The organism is Microvirga sp. jy35 (genome assembly GCF_056148915.1).
The window spans coordinates 94470-117634 of the sequence record NZ_JBWBEW010000011.1; the positions used below are offsets into that span (position 1 = coordinate 94470).

The following is a 23165-nucleotide window of genomic DNA, read 5'->3' on the forward strand; positions in this document are numbered from 1 at the left end:
GTGCCTCCCTGCTTTTCCGGAGTTCAGATGCGGCGTGTTCACTCCATGCCCTTTGGGGCTGAGATAACCCCCGAAGGTGTTCGCTTTGCCTTATGGGCGCCTACCGCACAAGACGTGCGGCTCGTGCTCGACGATGCAGAGCTTCAGATGACGGCGGATGACGCCGGTTGGTATCGCCTCGTCTCGAAGGAGGCCCGTGCCGGCAATCGCTACGGTTACAAAATCGATGGCAACCTCGTGGTGCCTGATCCGGCATCCCGGTTCCAGCCCGATGATGTCCATGGCCTGAGTCTCGTCGTCGATCCGGGGACATACCGGTGGTCCGATACCTCCTGGACAGGCCGAGATTGGGAAGAGACCGTCCTGTATGAGGTTCATGTGGGCACGGCGACGCCGGAGGGCACCTATGCAGGCCTTACGACCAAGCTTGAGGACCTGCGGGATCTCGGCGTCACGGCCATCGAGCTCATGCCCATCGGCGAGTTTCCGGGGCAGCGGAACTGGGGCTATGACGGCGTCCTGCCCTACGCGCCGGACGCAGCCTACGGAAGCCCGGACGATCTGAAGCGCCTCGTGGAACGCGCGCATGCGCTCGGCATCATGGTCTTCCTTGATGTGGTCTACAACCACTTCGGCCCTTCGGGGAATTACCTTCACGCATACGCCAAGACCTTTTTTACGGAGCGCCATCCGACGCCCTGGGGAGCTGGCATCAACGTTGATGGTGAAGGCAGCCGCACCGTACGCGACTTCTTCTTTCACAACGCGCTCTATTGGCTCGAGGAATACCATCTCGATGGACTTCGCTTTGATGCCGTCCATGCCATCGTGGACGATAGCAAGCCGCACTTCATCGAAGAGTTGGCAAACAGAATCCGTGAAGCCATTCCCGGCCGCCGCGTTCATCTGGTGCTCGAGAACGAGGCCAACCAAGCTCGCTGGCTCGGCCGTGATGCGGACGGAAGGCCGAAGCTCCACACGGCGCAATGGGCCGATGACATCCACAATTCATGGCATGCCCTTCTGACCGGAGAGAACGAGGGCTATTACGAGGACTATGCCGACCGTCCGATCGAGCATCTCGGGCGGGCGCTGGCGGAAGGCTTTGCGTATCAGGGCGACCCCTCCCCACATAAGGATGGCGTCGTTCGCGGCGAACCCTCAGGCCATCTCACTCCAACGGCCTTTGTATCCTTCCTTCAGAACCACGATCAGGTGGGAAATCGCGCCTTCGGTGAACGCCTGTCGCATTTGATTTCCCCTGAGCGCATGGCTCTCGCGCAAGGCGTCTTCCTTCTGTCGCCTCACATCCCACTGATCTTCATGGGTGAGGAATGGGCAGCCTCGGCGCCGTTCCAGTTCTTCGTTGATTTCGAGAGCGAACCGGATCTGGCCAAGGCCGTGCGCGAAGGACGACGCGGCGAGTTCAAGCGCTTCAAGGCCTTCACGGATCCGGAGATGTCACAGCAAATTCCTGATCCGACTGATCGCGCGACGTTCGTGCGATCCAGGATCGATTGGGCGGAGAACGATCAGGCGCCTCATCAGGACATCCTGTCCAGCACGCGCCGCCTGCTCGATCTGAGGCAGTCTGAGATCGTGCCCCTCCTGAAAAGCCAGTATCGCGGCTCGCGCTACACGATCTCACCCGAGAAATCTCTCGACGTGACATGGGCCTTTTCAGCCGGCACGCTTCGCCTGTTGGCTAATTTCGGCGATGGGATCGTGAATGGGCATGCGGATGAGCGTCTTCGCGTGCTCTGGTCGACCGGAGGCGCCGAGCTTGAGGACGCGAACCTTCGGCTTCCGCCATGGTCGGCCATCGTCATGAAGGAGACATCCGTATGAGCAAGCTGGACGCTCTGCTGGAGCGGATGGCCGCGCTCGTCGGCATTTCCCCGGATTACAGCGATGCCTTCGGAAAAAGGGTCGAGACGAGCTCCGACACCCGCAAAGCCCTGCTGATCGCTCTCGGGCTCGACGTCACGTCCGAGAAAGGGGCGCAGGAGAGCCTCAGGCGCCTGGATGAACTGAGGACGGGTCCGATCCCGGCAGTACTGCCCGTGGAAGCCGGGGCGCCCGCGAAGATCAAACTGCGCGGCTCTCCCGGAGCATCGGCCTGGACCCTCACCGAGGAAGGCGGAACCACTCACGAGGGTCGGCTCACAAAAGCCAGCCGTACTCTCGATCTGTTGCCCCTTCCGATGGGCTACCACCGGCTCCAGTTGGGCGACCGGGAGGCGACGATCATCGCCGCACCTGACAGGTGCTGGGAGCCCGACGCACTGAAGGGTGATGCAAGATTGTGGGGGCTGACGGCGCAGGTCTATTCCCTGCGCTCGGAACGCGATCTCGGGATCGGCGACTATTCGGACGTGGCTCTTACCGCAGAGAATGTCGGCCGTTTCGGCGGCGCGTTCCTGGGTCTCAGCCCGGTTCATGCGCTCTTCGCGGCGGATCGCTCCAAGATCTCTCCCTATTCGCCGTCCTCACGCCTGTTTCTCGAGTCTCTCTACATCGACCCGACGGTTGTCGACGGCTTCGCCGAGAGTGGCGCGCAGGGGCTGCTCGAAGGTTCGGACGTGGAGCAGCGTCTCGCCAAACTGCGCAGCGCTCAGCTCATCGACTATGCAGAGGCCTGGGCCATCAAGCGCCCCGTTCTCGATGCCCTCTGGTCCTGGTTCCAGAACTCCGGCAACAAGAGCGCTTTCGAGAAATTCCGCCGAGAAGGCGGCGAGGCTCTGGAAGCGCATGCGACCTTCGAGGCGCTCTCCGAGCATTTCCGGGCGCAGGGGCACTTCTGGACCGGCGAGTGGCCCCAAGCCTTCCGGTCAGTCCATTCAGACGAGGTCAGAGGGTTCCGATCCGAGGAAGCGGAGCGCGTCGCCTTCCATGCCTGGCTGCAATGGCTGGCCGACCGGCAGTTGGGACAGGCCGCCGAACGAGCCCGCGGGGCCGGACTTCCCATCGGGCTCTATCGCGACCTCGCCGTAGGATCGGATGGCGGCGGGTCCGAGATTTGGTCGACGCCGGAGCGCTATGCCCCTGGGCTGTCCATCGGCGCACCGCCCGACCCGCTAGGACCGCAGGGACAGGATTGGGGCCTGCCGCCCTTCAACCCGCTCACCCTGGAGGAGCAGGGCCTTGCAGCCTTCCGTGATCTCGTTTCGGCCAATATGCGCCATGCCGGCGCCATCCGCATCGATCATGCCTTTCAGCTTCAGCGTCTCTTCCTGATCCCGTCCGGTGCTCCCGCGTCGCAGGGGGCTTATGTTGATTACCCGTTCGAGGCCATGCTTGCGGTGCTGCGGATCGAGAGCCACCGTGCCCGCTGTCTCGTGATCGCCGAAGATCTCGGCACGGGGCCGGAAGGCTTTTCCGATGCAATCATGGAATCGGGCATCCTCAGCTACCGGGTCCTGCCCTTCGAGCGGGATGGATCCGCGTTCAAGAGGCCGCACCAGTATCCGCGGTCGGCCCTTGCCGTGATCACCACTCACGACCTGCCGACCTTCACCGGGTGGTGGCGTGGCCTCGATGTCGACCTGCGCCAGACCCTGGGCGTCTTCGACCCGAAGACCTCGGCTCAGGAGCGGGCCGCACGCAAGGCGGATAAGGCACATTTCGCCGAAGCGCTCTTGGAGGGAGGACTTCTGCCCTCGACCCAGGCACCGGAAGCACCGCCGCTGGAAGCGACCATCCGATACCTCGCCCGCACCTCATCGGTGCTCACGGCCGTGCAGATCGAGGACGCGTCCGGCGAGTTGAACCAGCCCAACATGCCCGGCATGGACGTTGGCCATCCCAACTGGCGCCGAAGGCTCTCGAGTACCGTCGAGGAGATCGTCGCCCCGGAGAGCCTGATGGCGAAGCTCGCTGTCGCCCTCACTGAAGAGGGTCGGGCCGCACGACCTCGCAGGAGCACCCTCGCCGCGCCGCCGCCCCGCGCCACGTACCGCCTGCAGTTCCACAAGGACTTCACGTTCGACGATGCCGTAAAGATCGTGCCTTATCTGGCAAGCCTCGGCATCAGCCATGTCTATTCCTCCCCCATTCAGGCGGCCGCCCCCGGATCCACTCACGGCTATGACATCGTCGACCACACGGCGATCAATCCGGAACTCGGCGGGGAAGATGCCTTCCGCCGGTTCTCGGAGGTTCTGAAGCAATACGACCTCAAGCTCCTCCTCGACATCGTGCCGAACCACATGGGCGTTGGTGGCCAGTCCAACGGCTGGTGGCTCTCCGTGCTGGAATGGGGGCGCTTCTCCCCCGTGGCTGACGCGTTCGATATCGACTGGGAGCGCCCCGGAGCTGACGGCAAGCTGATCCTCCCGTCCCTGGGCGGCCTCTACGGCGAGGTTCTCGAAAGAGGCGAGCTTCAGCTGAAGTTCGATCCTCAGGCAGGGTCTTTCAGCGTGTGGCACTGGGAGCACCGTTTCCCGATCTGTCCGACGACTTATCCCGAGATCCTCGATCGTGCTCTGGTATCGCTGAGCAACTCCGCCAAGGCCGGGAAGCTGCGGAGCATGACCGAGCGCCTGCGGGCCATGAGAGAGCTGGCCGCCGGCGGGAACGCCTCCTCGCTTCCGGAGGTGGCGGAGGGGCTGAAGCGTGATCTGGTACAGGAGGTTTCCGCTTCGTCGGATCTGCGGAAAGCTATTGACAGGGCCGTTGCGGCCTTCAACGGCAGCCCGGATGATGCGGGAAGCTTCGATGCCCTGCACCGCCTCCTCGAGGCGCAGGCCTACCGCCTCTCGTTCTGGCGGGTGGCATCGAGCGATATCAACTACCGCCGGTTCTTCGACATCAACACCCTGGCGGGCATCCGCGTCGAGATTCCGCAGATCTTCGAGAAGACCCACGAGCTGATCCTCCGTCTCGTGAACGAAGGTCTCGTTCACGGCCTCAGGATCGACCACATCGACGGCCTCGCCGATCCGGAGGGGTACGCCCGCTCCCTTCAGGAGAAGGTCGGACCGGGCTTCTATGTGGTGGTCGAGAAGATCCTCGAGCCCGGCGAAGCGCTGCGTCCCTGGCCCGTTGCCGGAACGTCGGGATACGACACCCTCAATCTGATCGACGGCGTGCTGACGGACGGACGATCGGGCGAAGATTTCGAGCGGATCTACCGCGAGGCATCGGGTCTCCAGGGCTCATACGAGGATCTCCTTAAGGAAGCCAAGGTCGAGATCACCGAGAAGAACTTCGCCAGCGAACTCGGGGCTCTGGTCTCCGACATCAAGGCCATCGCCGATGCCAGCCGCCGCACGCGCGACTACACGACCTTCGCCCTGCGCCAGGCTCTGGTGGAGATCGTCGCCACCTTCCCGATCTACCGCAGCTATCTGAAGGATGGCGAGCCCGCTGCCGAGGATGTGCGCCTGATCGAGGAGACGATCGAAGCCGCCAAGACCTCCAGCGCCCTTCCCGATCGGACCGTGCACGACTTCATCGCCTCGGCCCTTCTCGGGCGGGCAGAGGCCGGCGACTCTGGTGACGTGCGCCGCTTCCGCCGCCGTTTCCAGCAGCTCACAGGCCCGGTGATGGCCAAGAGCCTGGAGGATACACTCTTCTACCGCTATGCACGCCTGATCGCCCTGAACGAGGTGGGCGGCGACCCCGGCCATTTCGGCCTGTCGCCGACTGCTTTCCATCAGGCGAATGCGGATCGCGCGCGCAATTGGCCTCACGCCATGATCGCCACCGCCACGCACGACACCAAGCGCGGCGAGGATGCGCGAGCCCGGCTTCTCGCTCTCTCAGAGATGCCTGATGAATGGGCGAACGCCCTCGGTGTCTGGAAGGAGCTCGCATCCCCTCACCTGTCTGAGATCGACGGAATTCCAGCACCGGACGCAAACGATCAGGTCATGCTGCTCCAGACGTTGCTCGGTGCGTGGCCTCTGGAACTTCTGGAGAAGACCGACCGCAAGAGACTGGCCTCGTTCCAGGAACGGATGGAGGGCTACCTCACCAAGGCGCTTCGCGAAGCCAAGCGGCATACGAGCTGGGTTGCTCCGAACGATGCCTATGAGGAAGCCGCTCTTGGGCTCCTGAGAGCCGTTCTCCACCAGAACGGCCTTTTTCTGGAGCGTTTCGGCAGCCTTGCCCGGCGCCTCTCCGCATTGGGAATGCTGAACGGGTTGAGCCGCACGGTTCTCAAGCTGACGCTGCCTGGGGTGCCGGATATCTACCAAGGTACGGAGTTCTGGGATTTCGCCCTGGTCGACCCGGACAACCGGCGCCCGGTAGATTACGCAGCCCGCGCAAAGGCTCTGGAGAAGAGCGAACCGCTCACGTCGCTTATGAGCAACTGGGAAGACGGGCGGATCAAGCAGCGGATCACGGCTGCCCTGCTGCAGGACCGGATGCAATCACCGACTCTTTATGCCGAAGGTGACTATCAGTTGCTGGAAGGCGAGGGTGCGCATGCAGACCATCTTCTGGCTTATGTCAGGCAGCATGGGACGGATGCGCTTGCCGTCGTCGTTCCGCGTCTCTGGGCAGACTTGATGAAGAGCGATAATCCACCTGTCGACGCCGCAATTTGGGGTGACACACGCATTGAGCTTGCACAGGGGCATTGGCGAAATGTGATGACAGGGGACGATATTCTCATCGATCAGAGTCGGACGAAAGTATCCGGCCTGATGACGGAGGTCTCCTTCGCTATTCTCAGGCTGATGCCCTCATAGGCGGATACAAGTCAGCTGTGAGGCTAAAGAGCCGAACTTATAGTTCCGCTTGCAGGGGACTTCCTGCAGGCTCGTGCGTTGAAGAACACAGACATTTTGCCCCGTTTGGCTTCCGAGATCCCCCATGAATGACAAAGTCGATACCCGTGAGCAATCGCCGCCTCAGATCGTATCCCCGAACGTGCGGCGCACGTCGCGGGTGCGGGAAGGACTTCCTTATCCTCTCGGGGCCACATGGGATGGTCTGGGTGTCAACTTTGCGATCTTCTCCGCGAATGCCACGAAGGTTGAACTGTGCCTGTTCGACGAGAACGGCCAGCGGGAGATCGAACGGGTCGAGCTTCCGGAATATACCGACGAGGTGTGGCACGGCTACCTTCCGGATGCGCGTCCGGGCACGACTTACGGTTACCGGGTCCATGGCCCCTACGAGCCTACATCCGGTCATCGCTTCAACCCCAACAAGCTCCTGCTTGATCCTTATGCCAAGCAGCTCATCGGCGACTTGAACTGGAACCCGGCCCTTTTCGGATACACGCTGGGCTCTCCCGATGCTGACCTGTCCTTCGACAAGCGCGACAGCGCTCGGTTCATGCCGAAGTGCCGAGTCGTCGAGTCGGCTTTCACTTGGGCACGTGCCCGACGTCCGCAGATCCCCTGGGAACGTTCTATCATCTATGAGACCCATCTGCGCGGCTTCACCATGCAGCACCCGGCGGTGCCGAAGGAGTTTCGCGGCACGTTCTCGGGGCTCATGCAGCACGAGGTGATCGAGTACATCAAGAATCTCGGCGTCACAGCCGTCGAACTGTTGCCGATCCACGCTTTCGTGGATGACAGCTATCTCATCGAGAAGGGTCTCAAGAACTACTGGGGCTACAACTCGATCGGCTTCTTTGCACCTCAGCCGCGGTACCTTGCAACGCCCTTCGTCAACGAAGTGAAGGAGATGGTGAGCCATCTCCACGATGCCGGGATCGAGGTCATCCTGGACGTGGTCTATAACCATACGGCCGAAGGCAATGAGCTGGGACCGACCCTCTCCTTCAGGGGCATCGACAACGCCTCCTATTACCGGCTTGCGCCCGATCCTCGCTATTACATCAACGATACCGGCACTGGAAACACGGTCAATCTCAGCCATTCCCGTGTACTCCAGATGGTCACGGACAGTCTTCGCTACTGGGCGCAGGAGGTTCAGATCGATGGCTTCCGCTTCGATCTCGCGACGATCCTGGGCCGCGAGCCGCATGGCTTCGAGGAGGATGGCCGCTTCCTCGATACCTGCCGCCAGGATCCTGCGCTCAGTCAAGTCAAACTAATCGCCGAACCCTGGGATTGCGGACCGGGCGGCTATCAGGTCGGCCGCTTTTCTCCAGGTTGGGCGGAGTGGAACGACCGCTATCGCGATACGGTGCGCGCCTACTGGAAGGGTGAAGAGGGAAAACTGCCGGAACTCGCAGCCCGACTCACGGCATCGGCGGATATCTTCAACAAGCGCGGGCGACGGCCTTGGGCCTCGGTCAACTTCGTCACCGCCCATGACGGCTTCACCCTGAACGATCTCGTCTCCTACAACGATAAGCACAACGAGGCGAACGGCGAGGACAACAAGGACGGGCACGATCACAACCTCTCCTCCAACTATGGTGTGGAAGGCCCCACGGACGATCCTGAGATCCGCTCGCTGCGATCGCGGCAGATCCGCAACATGCTGGCCACCCTGCTCTTCTCGCAGGGGACGCCCATGCTGCTGGCCGGCGATGAATTCGCCCGGACGCAGCAGGGCAACAACAATGCCTATTGTCAGGATAACGAGGTGTCCTGGATCGACTGGGAGGGAATCGACGAGGATGGAGTCGAACTGCTCGAGTTCACCCGCAAGCTGATCCAGCTGCGTCAGAACCTGCCGATCCTGCGGCGCGGTCGCTTCCTCTCAGGCGTCTACAACGAGGAACTCGACGTCAAGGACGTGACGTGGCTCACGCCTGCCGGGGACGAGATGACGCCGGAGAACTGGGAAGATCCCAATGCGCGCTGCATCAGCATCCTGCTGGATGGCCGCGCTCAACCGACCGGCATTCGCAGGCGTGGTACGGATGTGACCCTCCTTCTCATCCTGAATTCTCATAACGACGTGGTGAAATGCACCTTGCCGGAGGTGGTCGGCGGCGAGGCATGGATGTGCCACATCGACACCAACCAGCCGGACCTGGACACTCCGGCGGAATTCGGCTTCGGCAAGGTCTACACAGTCACGGCGCAATCCCTGCTGCTGTTCCAGCTGAAGCCTGTCAAGCAGCCGAAGCCCGAGAAGAGGAAGAGCGCCTGATACGGGGCTCTTCTAAAGCATCGATCCTAAATGTGGGGTTCACTCTTAGGATCGATGCTTCCTCCTGAGCCGGGAGCAGCGCTGGTGCGAAAACCGGATCCACGTTTCCGCACGATGCTCTCAGTGATCTCACGTCAAATGCAGGATCGGTACAGGTCCGCATACTGCTTTGCCGGTCGCCGCCAACTCACATCCGCGCTCATGCCGTTGCGCTGCAGGCTCCGCCACGCCTCTTTTTTATGCCAAAGAGTTTTTGCCCGCTTGAAGGCATCCGTCAAAGGCGAGAGCGCGACGGGTCCAAACTGGATACCCGTTGCCACAGAGGCAGCGATCGCCAGCTCATTGGCATCGATTACCGTATCGGCCAATCCCCCCACCCGGGAGACGATGGGAACGCTCCCGTAGCGCATGGCGCACAGCTGCGTCAGGCCGCAGGGTTCGAATCGCGACGGTACCAGCAAGGCATCGCTGCCGCCCTGTATCAGGTGAGCCAGCGCCTCGTCATAGCCGAAGAAGCATCCGACCTGACCCGGATAGATGATGCTGGCTGTCCGGAAGCTGTCCTCGAGGGTTTTGTCTCCGGATCCCAGCAGTGCGAGTTGCGCTCCATCTGAAAGAAGCCCCGAGAGGCCGGCGAGCACGAGGTCGAGCCCTTTCTGCTCGGACAGACGGCTGACGACGCCGAAGAGCATCGCCTCTGGGTCCTGTTTCAAGCCCAGACGCTTCTGCAGAGCCGTCTTGTTGACGATACGGGCATCGAGGTTGTCGCGGTTGTACGTCTGTCCGAGCTGCGCATCCGTCGTGGGATCCCAGACCTCGTCATCGATTCCGTTGAGAATGCCGGACACGACGCTCGATCGCGCCCGCAGCAATCCATCGAGCCCCATCCCGCCTTCAGGCGCCTGAATTTCCTTGGCATATGTCGGTGAAACGGTCGTTATTCGATCCGCATGCTGCAGGCCAGCCTTCAGGAAGCCGATCTGCCCATAATACTCGACACCATCGATCGTGAAGGTGCTGGCCGGCAGCCCCAGTTCGAACAACAGGTGTGGGGGAAAAACACCCTGAAAGGCGATGTTGTGGATCGTCACGACTGTTGCAGGGCGCGGGCCTTCCGTGAGGCTCAGGTAGATGGGTGCGAGGCCCGCCTGCCAATCATGGGCATGGATCACATGGGGTACGAAGCCCGGTACCAGCCCTTGGCCGATATCGGCCGCCGCCCGAGCAAGAGCCGCGAAGCGGCGCGCATTGTCCGCCCAGTCCCGGCCATCTGGTGCAAGATAGGGAGAGCCGGGCCTGTCGAAGAGATGCGGAGCATCGATGACGAAGAGATCCAGATTTCCTGCCCTTCCCGACAGCAGGCTTGCCGTTCCGCCGAAAAAGCCCGGGTAGCGATGGACGACCTCTGATCCATCAAGAGCCTTCAGCACGGATGGGTATCCCGGAACGAGCGTGATGACCGTCACACCCTCCGCTGCAAGGGCGGACGGGAGGGCACCGGCGACATCGGCCAGTCCGCCTGTCTTGATGATGGGAAAAATCTCCGAGGCAACGGAGAGAACGTTTAGAGGCCTCATCCGGCCAATCTCTCGATCATCGGCTTTGTGATGAGGCTGATGCCCTTCTCGGTGCGGCGGAACCGTTGGGCGTCGAGTTCGGGATCCTCGCCGACAACGAGCCCATCAGGGATGCGCACGCCTCGATCCACGACGACATTCCTGAGCCGCGCACCCTTTCCGACATCCGCATAGGGTAGAATGACGGCTCCTTCGACCGAGGCGAAGGAATGGAGATGCACGCCCGTGAAGACCAGCGACTGGCGCAGGGACGCTCCCGACACGATGCAGCCGCTGGAGACGAGCGAGTTGATGGCGTGACCGCGGCGCCCTTCCTCATCGTGAACGAACTTCGCCGGCGGCCATGTTTCCGTGAAGGTCGAGATCGGCCAGTCGTGATCATAGAGATCGAGAGAGGGGACGATCGCCGTAAGATCAATATTGGCCTCCCAATACGCATCCACGGTCCCCACATCGCGCCAGTAGGCCTCCGCGTCGCTCCCGCCGGCCTCCGCTCCGGAGCGGACGCACGAGCGCGTGAAGCGATGCGCCACGGCTTTACCGTGCTGAACGAGATACGGGATGATGTCCTTCCCGAAGTCCCGGTTGGAGCCGGGAGTATCCGCATCGCGTCTCAGCTGATCGAAGAGGAACCGGGTATTGAAGACATAGATGCCCATGCTCGCCAGGGCCTTGCTCGGGTCGTCTGGCATGCCGGGTGGATCGGCGGGTTTCTCAAGAAAGGAAACGATGCGATCCGTCTTGTCGACGGCCATCACGCCGAAGCCGGTCGCCTCCATGCGCGGCACCTCGAGGCAGCCGACGGTCACGTCCGCCTCCATGTCGACGTGCTGCCGCAGCATGAGCTCGTAGTCCATCTTGTAGATGTGATCACCCGCCAGGATGATGATGTACTCGGGGTCGATACTCGCGATGATGTCGATGTTCTGATAAACCGCATCAGCCGTGCCCTCGTACCACATGGTTTCCGAGACACGCTGGCTGGCCGGCAGGATATCGAAGCTTTCGTTCCGCTCGGCTCGAAAGTAGTTCCAGCCCCGCTGCAGATGGCGGATAAGGCTGTGGGCCTTGTACTGCGTCGCGACTCCGATGCGCCTGATGCCGGAGTTCAGGGCATTCGACAGCGCGAAATCGATGATGCGTGTGTTGCCGCCGAAATAGACGGCGGGCTTGGCGCGAATGTCAGTCAGTTCCATCAACCGGCTGCCGCGCCCCCCGGCGAGAACATACGCCATGGCATGACGAGCGAGAGGTGCGTAGGGAACGCTGGAATTCGGCAAGACCGGGTCCTCACATCAAAGGCAGTCACCTGACTATATAGAGGCCGGAATGGCTGCTGGTACTTGTCGCATGCTCGACATCAACGGAGTTCCCGCCCGAGAGCCTCCGACCGTAGGTCGAAGGCTTGTCTTCTGATCGTGCTCAGGTCACCCGAGTTGACCGCCTGCGCTTCGGCGGCGCCTGAAGATCGCCGCTTTCCTCCGCCGGAGCCGGGGCGGGACTGCGCCTCTTGCGGGTCTTCGGTGCGGCCGGAGGAGCCTCATCGGCCGTCATGCTGGTCATGCCCAGGGGGGCAGGATCGATGAGCGACGGAGGGTGGGTACCGGATTCTTCGCTGCTTTGGCCGAGGATTTCCTGCTCAGCCTGATACCAATACTCGTCAGCCCGATCAGGGAGAGCCCCGTGCCGCATCCAGAGCTCGTAAGCCCGTTCACGGATTTTGTTCTCAAGTTCCTTGTCCATGGTCGCCCTTCAGTCCTGATGTCATGCCCCAGCCCGATGAAGCGCAGAAAAAGGCCAGCCGGACCATCCAGCCGCCATTCGTGCGGTCATCGTGCAAACTGTGTAAATTATTAGGCGCTTCATTGGATTGGCAACGGCAAAGGCTGGAATCCGCGCAAATGTCTGCTCAGAGATCGGACAGGCCCGCCGAAATTTCAGGCGCCTTCAGGAGCCTTGAAGCGGGCGACCCTGTACACGTACCATGCAGCCAGCCCCGCAAAGACGATGTTCGAGACGGGGTTCAGCCATTCAGAGACCTTCTCGTACTGGCTCTCGAGGAGATACCCGGCGCCCGCAAGGAGAAAGGTCCAGAGCGCCGTTCCCAGGGAACTCCACAGCAGGAAGGTGGAAATCGGAATACAGTTCACCCCGGCCGGGACGGAGATCAGGGAGCGGATCGCAGGGATCAAGCGCCCGAAGAACAGAGCGAACGCCTGATGACGGGAGAAGAAGGCTCGGGCCTGATCCACCTCATCCGGGTGCAGGGTCAACCATCGCCCGTGCTTGGCGGCGAATCGCTTCAGACGCTTTGGTCCGATCCAGCGGCCGATCAGAAACCAGAAATAGGCGCCGCCGAGTGAGCCGATCGTGCCCGCAATGGCAACTCCCAAGAAGCTAAGCGTACCCTGGGCGGCGGAAAAGCCTGCCAAGGGCATGATGACCTCCGAGGGGATCGGCGGAAAAACATTCTCGAGCAACATGAGCAGGGCAATGCCAGCATACCCGGTTTTCTCGATAAGGCTCACCATCCAGTCGAACACGCTTGTCACCACTTCTGAATAGACACAGTAAAACTGCGATGCAGGCTCGGTTTGCAAGCCCGTTCCGCTCTGGGCAACGATTTTGGAGCGCTCTGTTTCCACCCGGAACCTTGGCCTCGGTTTCCGAGTTGGCACAGGACTGCGTTTAGGATCTTTTTCGCGTGCAGCTTCTGGAAGAAACAACGAGCCGGCAAGAACTCCAGTTTGCCCAGGCATCCCTGCTGTTTCCTCAGGGCTCGATCCTGCGTCCAGAGCAGAACTGCTGGCGCGTCGCCCAGGCCAATCGTGCATCGATCCTGATCGACGGCGCTCCTTATTTTGCCTGCCTGGAAGCGGCCCTGCGCCATGCGCGCCGTTCGATTCTCATCATCGGGTGGGATTTCGACGGCAGCATCCGCCTGCGCCCGGACGTCAGTGCCGAGGATTCGCCCCCGCTCGGTCCCTTGCTTCGCACTCTCGTCGAGGCGAAGCCGGATCTCGAGGTCAGGATCCTGGTATGGAGCGTGGCCGTCGTGCATGCCCCCGGGGCCCCCGGTCCGCTCATATTCGGCGCCGACTGGCAGGACCATCCGCGCCTCCAGGTCAAGCTCGACACCCATCATCCGCTTTATGCCGCCCACCACCAGAAGATCGTCTGCATCGACGATGCCTTGGCCTTCGTTGGCGGCATGGACCTGACGGTCGAGCGCTGGGACACCCATCGCCATGCCTGCGACGACCCGATCCGGGTGAAGGATGATGGGAGCATCTACGAACCGGTCCACGATCTTCAGATGGCCGTCGACGGCGAAGCCGCAAGATCCGTCGCTGAGGTGGGTTATGGCCGCTGGAGGCTTGCAACAGGGGAAGACCTGAGCCCGATCCCATCGGGTGGCGATGACCCTTGGCCGGAGGACCTTGCGGCCGATTTCATCGACGTGCCTGTCGCCATTGCCCGGACCTATCCGGCCTGGGGAGACCAGCCTGCCGCCCAGGAAGCTGCAGCCCTGACTCTCGATGCGCTCTCCGCCGCCAGGAAGAGCATCTACATCGAGGCGCAGTACATGACCTCTCCCCGTATCGGCGACGTTCTCGAACAACGCCTGGCCGATCCTGAAGGGCCGGAGATCGTCGTGATTCAGACGCATGAATCCCACGGCTGGGCCGAGGAGCTGGTCATGGGGACGAATCGGGACAGGTTGATCCGGCGTCTGCGCAAATGCGATCACTATGATCGCCTGCGCGTCTATTACCCGGTCATCCCCAATGGTGCAGGCGGCGAATGCCAGGTGCTCATCCACTCCAAGCTCATCATCGTCGACGACGTGTTCCTGCGCATCGGCTCCTCGAACCTGAACAACCGCTCCATGGGCCTCGACAGCGAGTGCGACCTCGCCATTGAGGCGACAACCGACGAAGAGCGTCGGACCATCGCCAGCCTGAGAGACCGGCTCATCGCCGAGCACCTCGAGACGCAGCCGGATACCTTTACCGAGGTTCTGGCAGGAGCGGACGGGTCCGTCATCCTGGCCATTGATCAGCTCAATACCGGAACGCGCGGTCTGCGTGCATTCGGGGCCATGGCGGATCAGGGGCCGGATGCCCCGGCACCAGGAACCGGCCTCCTGGATCCCCTGGAACCTTTCGAGCCGCTTTCCCTGTTCCGCCGCCGCAAGGAATGACGCCTACACCTTCAGGGAGCCGGGAGCGTCTCCTTCATACCCTGAACCCCGGGCCCGCAGGACCAGCTCGGTTAGGGCAAGCAGAGCGCCCCCAAGGCATAGCGGCACGAGGAAGTAGACGAACCGGAACACCAGAAGCGGCCCGATCAGGTCGTTCTGCGGGAGAAGATACATGACGACGCTCTCGATCACGCCAAGTCCTCCGGGCACATGGCTGACCAGCGCCGTCGCGTTGGCGATCACATAGACGGATGCCACGCCCAGATACGCGACGTCCGCCACGGCCGCAAGGGTCTGGTGAAGGCATGCGGCGACAAAGGCGAAGTTGATGGACCCGATCAGGACCTGTCCGGCGGCGAGCCGGAAGGCGGGGATCTCCAGCGACCAGCGCCGGATCCGCAAGGGCCTGCGCACGAAAGCGGACAGGAAAAGATAGATCGTCGGTACAGCAAGGCAGCCCAGGCCAAGGGCGATAATGACCGGAAGGGTCAGCCCTGTAATTTCCACGGCAAGCTCGGAGCGCAGGAGCAGGGCTGCCCCGCCCAGCGTCAGCAGGCCAAGCCCTACGGTGATTCCGCAGAAGACGACGACTTTTGCCACCTCGCCTGCGGTAAGCCCCCAGCGGCTGTAGAAGCGATAGCGCACCGCACCGCTGCTCAGGGCAGCCAATCCGATGTTGTGACCCAGGGAAAGGGCTGTAAAGGAAGCCAGGGCCGCCTTCGGATAGGGAAGCGGCTGGCCGACATAGCGCAGGGCCAGATAGTCGAAGAAGGTCAGGGACAGATAGCTTGCTGCGGCAAATCCTGCGGCACCCAGGAGCCTCGGAACGGGAACGGCGGTGACGGCAGCGATCAACTCGTCCAGGCTGTAGCGGCTCAGCGTGCGGTAGAGCAGGAAAGCCGCCAGGCCGACGGCGGCCGCAGCGATCAGATACTTCCAGTTCCGCATTCCTTCTCCTCATCAGCGTCGTGGCCGTGTCGGCAAACGGCTCCGCTCCCTAGATCTCAACGCGGAGGCCAGGCCTGCGATCCCTCAAATGCCTCACCCGAGGGTGTGGGCCATGGTGGCCTGGTGCGCCTTGACGCGAACGATCTGGAACTCGACGAGAAGCGGGAGATGATCCGACGCGATGCGGGCCAGGGGCGTCCTGACAGCTTCGACCCGCTGGACGGCGATCCCGCGACTGACGAAGACGTGGTCGATGCGCAGCATCGGCAAGCGCGACGGAAAGGTCGCCTTGGGCCTGGGAAGTCGCGCCAGGGCCTGCGCGTCCAAGAGATGCGCAGTGAGGCGCTGATAGGCGCGCGATCGCGGCATGGCGTTGAAGTCCCCCAGCAGGATCGCCGGCTCTCGACAGGCATGATGGCGGAGCCAATGCGGGCCAAGCAGGGCATTCACCTGCGCAAGCCGCTCATGGCGGCTCAGGCCCAGATGCGTATTAATGATCTGGACATCGGCGCCTCCGAAGTTGACCGAGGCCCAGAGAGCCCCTCTCGGCTCGAGGCGCGGCTTTCCCGCCAGGCCCGGCAGAGCCTCCGCCTTGATGAGCTTCGAGGGTCTATGGGTCAGGATGGCGTTGCCGTACTGCTCTTCCAGCACCCGCATGCTGGCATGGAAATGCACATGCATCCCGAGCGCCTGGGCGATTGCATGAGCCTGATCGACACCCCCTGTCCGGACCCTGCCCACATCGAGTTCCTGCAATGCGACAACGTCAGGTTCGTAGGTTGCAATCACATCGGCGATTCGCCCAGGGGATAACTGCCCGTCCGTGCCGAGGCAGCGGTGTACGTTGTAGGTCAGGATTCGCGGCACTTCGCCCCCTGTCGACAGATGCCCGAAGGGAGCGCCCTGCTCCACCGGCTGGTTCCTATGCAGATGGAACCAGAACTCCCACCAAAGGGGCCTGGATCCATCCAAGCTCGGCTTTTAGCTGGATATTGTGTCAGGCGCTCCAGAGCAAACCCACGAGACCGGGGGAGACGGATCCGGTTACATGACCAGACATGGAACGGGGACCGTGCGTACATCCGGCAACGGTCCCCGCCTCCTCGACCGGATGCAGCCGCAACCGGATTCCCCATCATAGTCCAGACGCCGGAGGCCGTATCAGAGCATAGGAGGTAGGAGGCCTCCCCCTGTCGGGCGAATGTCCGAAAGGATGCCGGGAGCCCGCCCCCGCAAGCGCAAGGAAGCGGGAAAAAAGAGATTCCCGCTCCTGCCCCGGCGCGCTATGGCATGCCCATGGTAGGCAGTTGGAGCTGACATGGCTGAGATGTTCTCTCTTCAGAAAGACAAGATTCGCGTTCTCTTGCTCGAGGGGGTGAACCAGAGTGCAGTCGATCTGATCAAGGCGGCGGGCTACACCAACCTGACCCATCTCAGGACCGCGCTAAATGAGGACGAACTCATTGAAGCCCTGCAAGGGATCCACCTCCTCGGCATCCGCTCCCGCACCCAGCTGACGAGCAGAGTTCTGAAAGCGGCGAACCGACTGATCGCCGCCGGGTGCTTCAGCGTCGGCACGAACCAGGTCGATCTGGAGGCCGCCAGGCAGGCCGGCATTCCCGTCTTCAACGCGCCGTTCTCCAATACCAGGAGCGTGGCCGAACTGGTGATCGGGGAAATCGTCATGCTCCTGCGGCGGACCTTTCCCAAATCTGTCGCCGCTCATGGAGGCCAATGGGACAAGTCTGCGGCCGACAGCCATGAAGTGCGCGGCAAGACGCTAGGCATCGTCGGCTACGGCAATATCGGCTCGCAGCTCTCCTATCTGGCGGAAGCGATGGGCATGCGCGTGATCTTCTTCGATCAGACCGACAAACTCCGCCACGGCAACACGGAGCCCGCCGACAGCCTGCAAGCCCTGCTGAGCCAGAGCGACATCGTCAGCCTGCACGTGCCGGAAACACCTGCAACGCACGGGATGATCGGCCAAGCCGAGATCGCCGCGATGAAGAAAGGTGCCTATCTCATCAACAACAGCCGCGGCACGGTGGTCGATCTCGAAGCATTGGCCGAGGCTTTGCGGAGCGGGCATCTTCGGGGAGCAGCCGTCGATGTGTTTCCCGTGGAGCCTGCATCCAACAAAGAGCCTTTCATCACGCCGTTGCAGGGGCTCGACAACGTTATTCTGACACCACATATCGGCGGATCGACGGAGGAGGCGCAGGAGCGCATCGGTGCAGAAGTCGCCAAGAAGCTCACCGATTATTCCGATGTGGGCACCACAGTCGGGGCCGTGAACTTTCCGCAGGTACAGCTGCCGTCGCGTCCTACAGGCACCCGCTACATTCATGTGCACAGGAACATGCCAGGAATGCTCGGACGCCTGAACAATGCGTTCTCCCAACGCGGCCTCAACATTACGGCTCAGCACCTGCAGACCGATGGCGAGCTCGGTTATGTAGTGATCGAGGTGGAAGGTCAGCCAGAGCAGAGTCGGGAGACTCTGGACGAGATCCGAGCGCTGGAGGGAACCATTCGCGCCAGACTGCTCTATGCCCGCGGGTAGCCGCATGAGACGCAGGACGCTTGATCTCTCGAATGACCTTCATGGAGCATTCGTGCTCAAGGCATGATACCGTCGGTTGCGCCATCTCCTTCATGGGAAGGATGGAGTTCTCTTCCGGGCGAAAGCAGGAACGTGATTGCCGGTGATCAGGTGAAGTTACGTCATTTCATGCAGCAGGCAGTGACCAGGCTCGCCCGTACAATCGGGTTTCCCCGCATCGTTGCGGATAAGTCGGAGCCTGTACTCGGGGATCCTTTGGCCTCGACTGCAGCCCCCGAGCCGATTGAGGGCGCCCAGCCCTCGTCCGCGGCGATGAGCCAATCGCTCAAGCCTCCACAGACCGACGGTCAAGACAATCCTCGTCCCTCCATTCACGCCCAACTGGAACGCTTCAGCGACATGAACACCTCCGTAGATACCCTGGCCGAGCAGATGCTCACTCTCGTCGAGATCGTCTCGGCCCAGGAGAGAGACATCAAGGCGCTCAAGGAGCAGTGTCGCGTGCTGGAGGAGCATGACCAGGCAATTGCGGTGGCGTTCTCGACCTTCTTTCACGTTCTGTCGGCAGGGCGCGTTGCGAAACTGAGCGAGATTGCCACCATCCTGAACCACATCATCAAGGTTGCCGAACAGGAGGGACGTCCGGCGGCATCCATCAAGTTCCTCCAGGACCTGGCCGGCATGCTCCCTGAGGATCATCGCTGATCCCTTTCTCACCTCAATTTACCCTAGGCTGCAGGCCTGAATCCCAGGAAAGGATGCTGCGCTTAAGGAGCTGTTAACCCTGCTGTTTCACACTTCAAGAACCGCCGCAATGGAGCCACGTCGAGCGTTTCGGCCTGCACACCGGGCCCACCGCCGTGCGGCCTTCGACTGTCGGCAGGCCAAAGGCGAAGGAAGCTGGCGATGTTGACGGACAGGGCAGGAGCGACGATCGAAACGGCGATCGCCCGGCATGTCGCCAGCGTCTTCGAGCATGCGAGACAGGGAACCACTGCCGCGCGGATCCGCCGCCGCATTGCGGACGACTTCGAACCGGCCCAACTTCAAACCGGGCAGGACAATCAGCCTCCCGCTCTCGTCGCCCTCCATCGCCGGATCGTCGCAGCCTTCGCGCCTATCGAAAGGGCTTACGACACTCCAGACCGCTTCTCCGAACTGGCGAACCTCAGAGGGATCCTTGAACGGCGGCGCAGCTTGCAGCAGGTGATCGAGCAGAACCATAGGCTCGAATATGCCAGGAGCCAGCTCCTGATCGAACGGCATCAGCTCTTCCTGAAGAACGAATTCACCGAAGGATTCGGACGCATCGAGGCGTGGATCCTGTCGATTGCGTTCCTGTCCCTCGTGCTTCTGGATGGCGTCAGCATCCTCTGGGCACTGCCTCTCCTCGTGCTGAGCGTCGGCAGAGCCTGGCATCTCGACAAACAATGCAAGCGCCGCTTGGAAAAGATCTCAGAAATCGACTCTCTGATCGGGCGGATCGAGCATGCCCCTTGCTAAGGAATGATCTTAGGAACGTTCGAGAACGGCTGACGCGATCGCAATATCCTGAACGGCAAGTCCCGAGAACGTCGAGACCGTGATATGTTCGGCTGCAGTTCGACCTTTGACCGCTCCGGAGACGATTTCGCCAATCTCGACGATGCGGCTCATGGCTGCATCATCTCCGCCGTAAGCGTGCCAGAGCTCCCCTCGCGACCGGCCCTGGGCCCTGCTGTCCGTCACGACGAGATCAGCCCGCATGATGACTGATGGATCGAGTTCCTGCTTGTCGGCACTGTCGGCGCCGATTGCAGTGATATGAGTACCGGGCTGAATGTCGGATTCCTGCAGAAGAGGCTGCCGGCTTGCCGTCGCAGTGACGATCAGACGGCAACGGGATGCGACCTCGGCGGAAGAACGCGCGACCTCGACGGAAAATCCCTTGTCCCGCATTGTGCGGGCGTAAGATGATACGTGATCCGGATTGCGCCCCCACACCACAACCTGCCGGGTCGGGCGAACGGCTTGGAGTAGTTGAACTTGCAGTTCCGCCTGAATGCCGGTCCCAAGCACGCCGATGGCCTTGATCTGCTCAGGCGCGAGATGCTTGGCCGCGACGGCTCCCGCCGCCGCCGTTCGCAGGTCCGTCAGACGCCCGCGGTCGTTGAGCACGGCCGCCAGTTCTCCCGTGTCTTTCTTGAAGACCAGCAGAAGACCGTCGCTGCTGCTCAAGCCGAGCGAGGGATTGTTCCAGAAGCCGGATGCGATCTTGATCACATAGGTATCGCCCGCCTTCAGGTAGCCATACTTGATGTGGACCTCGCCCGGTGGATCCTCGAACAGGAGCTCACCAGGCGGCGGGATCACGGCCTCACCGCGCGAGAAGGCCGCGAAAGCCTCTTCCATCAGGCGTACGAGATCGATCCCCTTCAAACGCTGCTCGATCTGCGATGGGTTCAGAAATGTGATCGGACCTGCGGCGGCCATGGTTCTTACCTCTGGCCGTTCAGGACTGAGAAAATCTTGTCGCAGTCGAAATTTGCGCCGCAGAGCACGACGACGTTCCTCTGCCCCTTGCAGCGGCCTGCAACCTTAAGGAACCCGGCCAAAGCAAGGGCCGCCGCACCCTCCACTATCTGGTTCTCCTTGAAGGCCAGATCTCTGAGAGCGCTGGCGATCTCCGCCTCCGTGCAGGTGACGACTTCATCGACGACCGAGACGGCGAGCGGCAGCGTGATGCTGCCCTCATCCATCCCCCCAGCGACGCCGTCAGCAAGCGTGTCGCGATGCTCGGTCTCGACAACACGTCCGGCTCTCATGGATGCCGCCAGAGCAGCCGAATTCAGAGCCGCTATGCCGTATACCCGGGTCCTGGGACTGAAGCTCTTGAGAACGGACCCGATTCCACCGATCAACCCGCCGCCCCCCATGGCGATGAAGATATTGTCGATGCTCTCCGACTGCTCGAGCAGTTCGAGCCCGATGGTCCCCTGCCCGGCGATGATCTCGGGATCATTGTAGGGGGACACATAGACGAGCCCTCGGGATGCCGCCTCCTCCTGCGCGTGAAGCTCTGCCAGACCGCTCTCCGCACCATGCAGAACGACGTTCACGTTGAAGGAGCGGATGCGGTCGAGCTTGGCTCGCGCTACGGTTTCAGGCAGTACCACCGTCAGTGCCTGACCGATCGATGCTGCCGCCTGTGCCGAAGCGATGCCATGATTGCCCGATGATGCCGTGATGACTTCGCGATCGATGCCGAGCGACGTCATCTTGCTCGCCGCTCCTCGGATCTTGAAGGAGCCGGTGAGCTGAAAGTTCTCGGCCTTGAAGAAGACCGACGAGCCCGTTTCCCGTCCGATCTGCCGCGACGGGAGCAAGGGCGTCTCATAGATATGGCTGCGGATCCGCTGGCGTGCCTGCACCGATCGGGCAGCAGCCTCAAGAACGATGCTGATCAAGGCGTTTCTCCGTCTTGCTGCTGTTCAGGCTTCGATGGGCCTCTCATCCGAATCGCTCTTTCCGAAAGCCTTGCAAGGATCGCGGCAGAGCACTCGATCATCCGCTCGAACTGGCTGATGATGATGTTCTCATTGGGCGAGTGCAGCATGGCTCCATGATGGGTGACGCCGAGGCCGACGATCTCTGCGCCTAGTTGTTCGACGAAGGGGTGGGCGGTGCCCGAGGCCGGCGAACTCGGCTGAATGATGGCCGATTGCCCGAAATGCGCCTCCAAGGCCTCTTTCGCGTCCTGAACGAACCAATGATCGGTTGCCGATCGGACAGGTTTTACGTTGGCATCATGAACGATGAGTTCGATGTCCTCGAAGCCGTGCCTGTCGAGATGTGCGCGCAGAAGCGTGACGATGCGCTGCGGGTCCTGATCGGGCACGAGGCGGAGATCGATCTTGACCGAACCCTCCGCAGGCAGAACGGTCTTTGCGCCTTCGCCTGCATAGCCCCCCGAGAAGCCGTTGACATTCATGCACGGCTCGAAGTTGACGGCACGGTAGAAGTTCGTGGCATCCACTCCGTCGAGAAGCCTCTGGGCACCTGTCGCCTCCACCAGGCTGTCGAGGGAGTAAGGAGGAGTCTCGGCGAGTTTCCTGTCGCTTGGGGCAAGCTGCCGGACGGCATCATAGAAACCTTCGACCAAGATGCGTCCTGACTTGTCGCGGAGCGACGACGTTGCGGCTGCAAGCCTCCAAAGCGGGTTGTCGAAGACGGCACCGAGGCTCGAATGCAGATCGGCCCCTGCCGTTCTGGCGCGCAGTTCAATCGCCATCACGCCCTTGAAGCCGCAGAGGATGATCGGGCGCCCGCTTGCGTCGATCTCTCCGTATTCCCACCAGCAGATTTCGACCGCCTCGCGCTCGAAGCGGCGCTTCAGGAAGGCTTCGAGCGACGGACTGCCGATCTCCTCCTCGCCATCGACGAGCCAGATGAGCCTGAACGGCAAGGGGCCAGGATGCCGCTCCCGGAACAAGCGCCAGCCCGCGAGGCGGCTGATGAACTCCCCCTTGTCGTCGGCGACGCCGCGTCCGTACCAGCGACCGTCCCGCTCGGTCATCTCGAAGGGAGGAGAGTTCCATAACGACGCCGGATCTTCGGGCTGAACGTCGTAATGGTTGTAGATCATGATTGTGAGCGGACCGCTGCCGATCTCGCCGACCACGAACGGGCCCACGTCTCCCGGTCGGATCTCCGTATCGAAGCCCCCCTCGACCAGCAGATCGCGAACGACCTCGGCGCATTCGACGAGCTTTTCGCCCCGCGCGCTGACGGATGAAACGGCCACGAGACGGCGGAGCTCTTCGCGTGCCTTCAACAGATGGTCGTGCGGCAGCATCGCGTT

16 protein-coding genes are annotated in these 23165 nt (G+C 61.9%); 7 read left to right on the top strand and 9 right to left on the bottom strand.

Annotated elements, in window-relative coordinates; all coding sequences use genetic code 11:
* The first annotated feature begins 27 nt into the window (after positions 1–27).
* From treZ to glgX, 3 genes are all read left to right on the top strand, one after another.
* Positions 28–1848, top strand: coding sequence for a malto-oligosyltrehalose trehalohydrolase (treZ, locus tag AC0QTX_RS11350; protein ID WP_474603928.1), 1821 nt, complete (start codon positions 28–30; stop codon positions 1846–1848).
* Positions 1845–6698: a malto-oligosyltrehalose synthase gene (locus tag AC0QTX_RS11355; RefSeq protein WP_474603929.1), complete on the top strand. Its 4854-nt coding sequence runs from the start codon at positions 1845–1847 to the stop codon at positions 6696–6698. Before treZ ends, AC0QTX_RS11355 begins: the two co-directional genes overlap by 4 nt.
* A 124-nt stretch (positions 6699–6822) precedes the next feature.
* Positions 6823–9030, top strand: a complete 2208-nt coding sequence (gene glgX, locus AC0QTX_RS11360; RefSeq protein ID WP_474603930.1) for a glycogen debranching protein GlgX — start codon at positions 6823–6825, stop codon at positions 9028–9030.
* A 134-nt stretch (positions 9031–9164) separates the two neighbouring features.
* Here the strand turns inward: glgX and glgA are convergent, their stop codons facing one another.
* The 4 genes from glgA to AC0QTX_RS11380 form a co-directional block, all read right to left on the bottom strand.
* A complete protein-coding gene (glgA, locus tag AC0QTX_RS11365) occupies positions 9165–10607 on the bottom strand; it encodes a glycogen synthase GlgA (protein WP_474603931.1) in 1443 nt (480 codons plus the stop codon).
* Complete coding sequence (gene glgC / locus AC0QTX_RS11370) at positions 10604–11887, bottom strand: glucose-1-phosphate adenylyltransferase (RefSeq protein ID WP_474603932.1); 1284 nt, start codon at positions 11885–11887, stop codon at positions 10604–10606. The genes glgA and glgC overlap by 4 nt, the downstream gene beginning before the upstream one ends.
* A gap of 142 nt (positions 11888–12029) precedes the next feature.
* Positions 12030–12350, bottom strand: coding sequence for a DUF2934 domain-containing protein (locus tag AC0QTX_RS11375; RefSeq protein ID WP_474603933.1), 321 nt, complete (start codon positions 12348–12350; stop codon positions 12030–12032).
* A 194-nt stretch (positions 12351–12544) separates the two neighbouring features.
* Positions 12545–13150 (bottom strand): DedA family protein, encoded by a 606-nt coding sequence (locus AC0QTX_RS11380; protein ID WP_474603934.1) that lies wholly within the window; start codon positions 13148–13150, stop codon positions 12545–12547.
* Positions 13151–13311: 161 nt separating this feature from the next.
* Here AC0QTX_RS11380 and AC0QTX_RS11385 point away from each other — a divergent pair, with 161 nt between their 5' ends.
* The gene (locus AC0QTX_RS11385; protein ID WP_474603935.1) at positions 13312–14811 is read left to right on the top strand and encodes a phospholipase D-like domain-containing protein; all 1500 of its coding nucleotides are present in this window, start codon (positions 13312–13314) and stop codon (positions 14809–14811) included.
* Positions 14812–14814: 3 nt separating this feature from the next.
* Here the strand turns inward: AC0QTX_RS11385 and AC0QTX_RS11390 are convergent, their stop codons facing one another.
* Both AC0QTX_RS11390 and AC0QTX_RS11395 read right to left on the bottom strand, forming a co-directional pair.
* Positions 14815–15759, bottom strand: a complete 945-nt coding sequence (locus AC0QTX_RS11390; protein WP_474603936.1) for a lysylphosphatidylglycerol synthase domain-containing protein — start codon at positions 15757–15759, stop codon at positions 14815–14817.
* 93 nt (positions 15760–15852) lie between these two features.
* Positions 15853–16671, bottom strand: a complete 819-nt coding sequence (locus AC0QTX_RS11395; RefSeq protein WP_474603937.1) for an endonuclease/exonuclease/phosphatase family protein — start codon at positions 16669–16671, stop codon at positions 15853–15855.
* A 406-nt stretch (positions 16672–17077) separates the two neighbouring features.
* Between AC0QTX_RS11395 and serA the strand changes: the two genes are divergently transcribed.
* The 3 genes from serA (at position 17078) to AC0QTX_RS11410 (ending at position 19828) form a co-directional block, all read left to right on the top strand.
* Complete coding sequence (gene serA / locus AC0QTX_RS11400; RefSeq protein ID WP_474603938.1) at positions 17078–18325, top strand: phosphoglycerate dehydrogenase; 1248 nt, start codon at positions 17078–17080, stop codon at positions 18323–18325.
* A gap of 168 nt (positions 18326–18493) precedes the next feature.
* Positions 18494–19030, top strand: coding sequence for a hypothetical protein (locus AC0QTX_RS11405; protein WP_474603939.1), 537 nt, complete (start codon positions 18494–18496; stop codon positions 19028–19030).
* A 201-nt stretch (positions 19031–19231) separates the two neighbouring features.
* Complete coding sequence (locus AC0QTX_RS11410; RefSeq protein WP_474603940.1) at positions 19232–19828, top strand: hypothetical protein; 597 nt, start codon at positions 19232–19234, stop codon at positions 19826–19828.
* A 9-nt stretch (positions 19829–19837) separates the two neighbouring features.
* Here AC0QTX_RS11410 and AC0QTX_RS11415 read toward each other — a convergent pair whose 3' ends face one another.
* Genes AC0QTX_RS11415 through AC0QTX_RS11425 form a run of 3 tightly spaced genes read right to left on the bottom strand, consistent with a single transcriptional unit; the run spans position 19838 to position 23159 of the window.
* Positions 19838–20797: a Rossmann-fold NAD(P)-binding domain-containing protein gene (locus tag AC0QTX_RS11415; protein ID WP_474603941.1), complete on the bottom strand. Its 960-nt coding sequence runs from the start codon at positions 20795–20797 to the stop codon at positions 19838–19840.
* 5 nt (positions 20798–20802) lie between these two features.
* Entirely contained in the window at positions 20803–21771 is a 969-nt protein-coding gene (locus AC0QTX_RS11420) for a pyridoxal-phosphate dependent enzyme (RefSeq protein WP_474603942.1), read from the bottom strand.
* Positions 21768–23159 carry a M20/M25/M40 family metallo-hydrolase gene (locus AC0QTX_RS11425; protein ID WP_474603943.1) on the bottom strand — a complete coding sequence of 464 codons (1392 nt, stop codon included), beginning with the start codon at positions 23157–23159 and terminating at the stop codon, positions 21768–21770. The genes AC0QTX_RS11420 and AC0QTX_RS11425 overlap by 4 nt, the downstream gene beginning before the upstream one ends.
* Between the last annotated feature and the right edge of the window lie 6 nt (positions 23160–23165).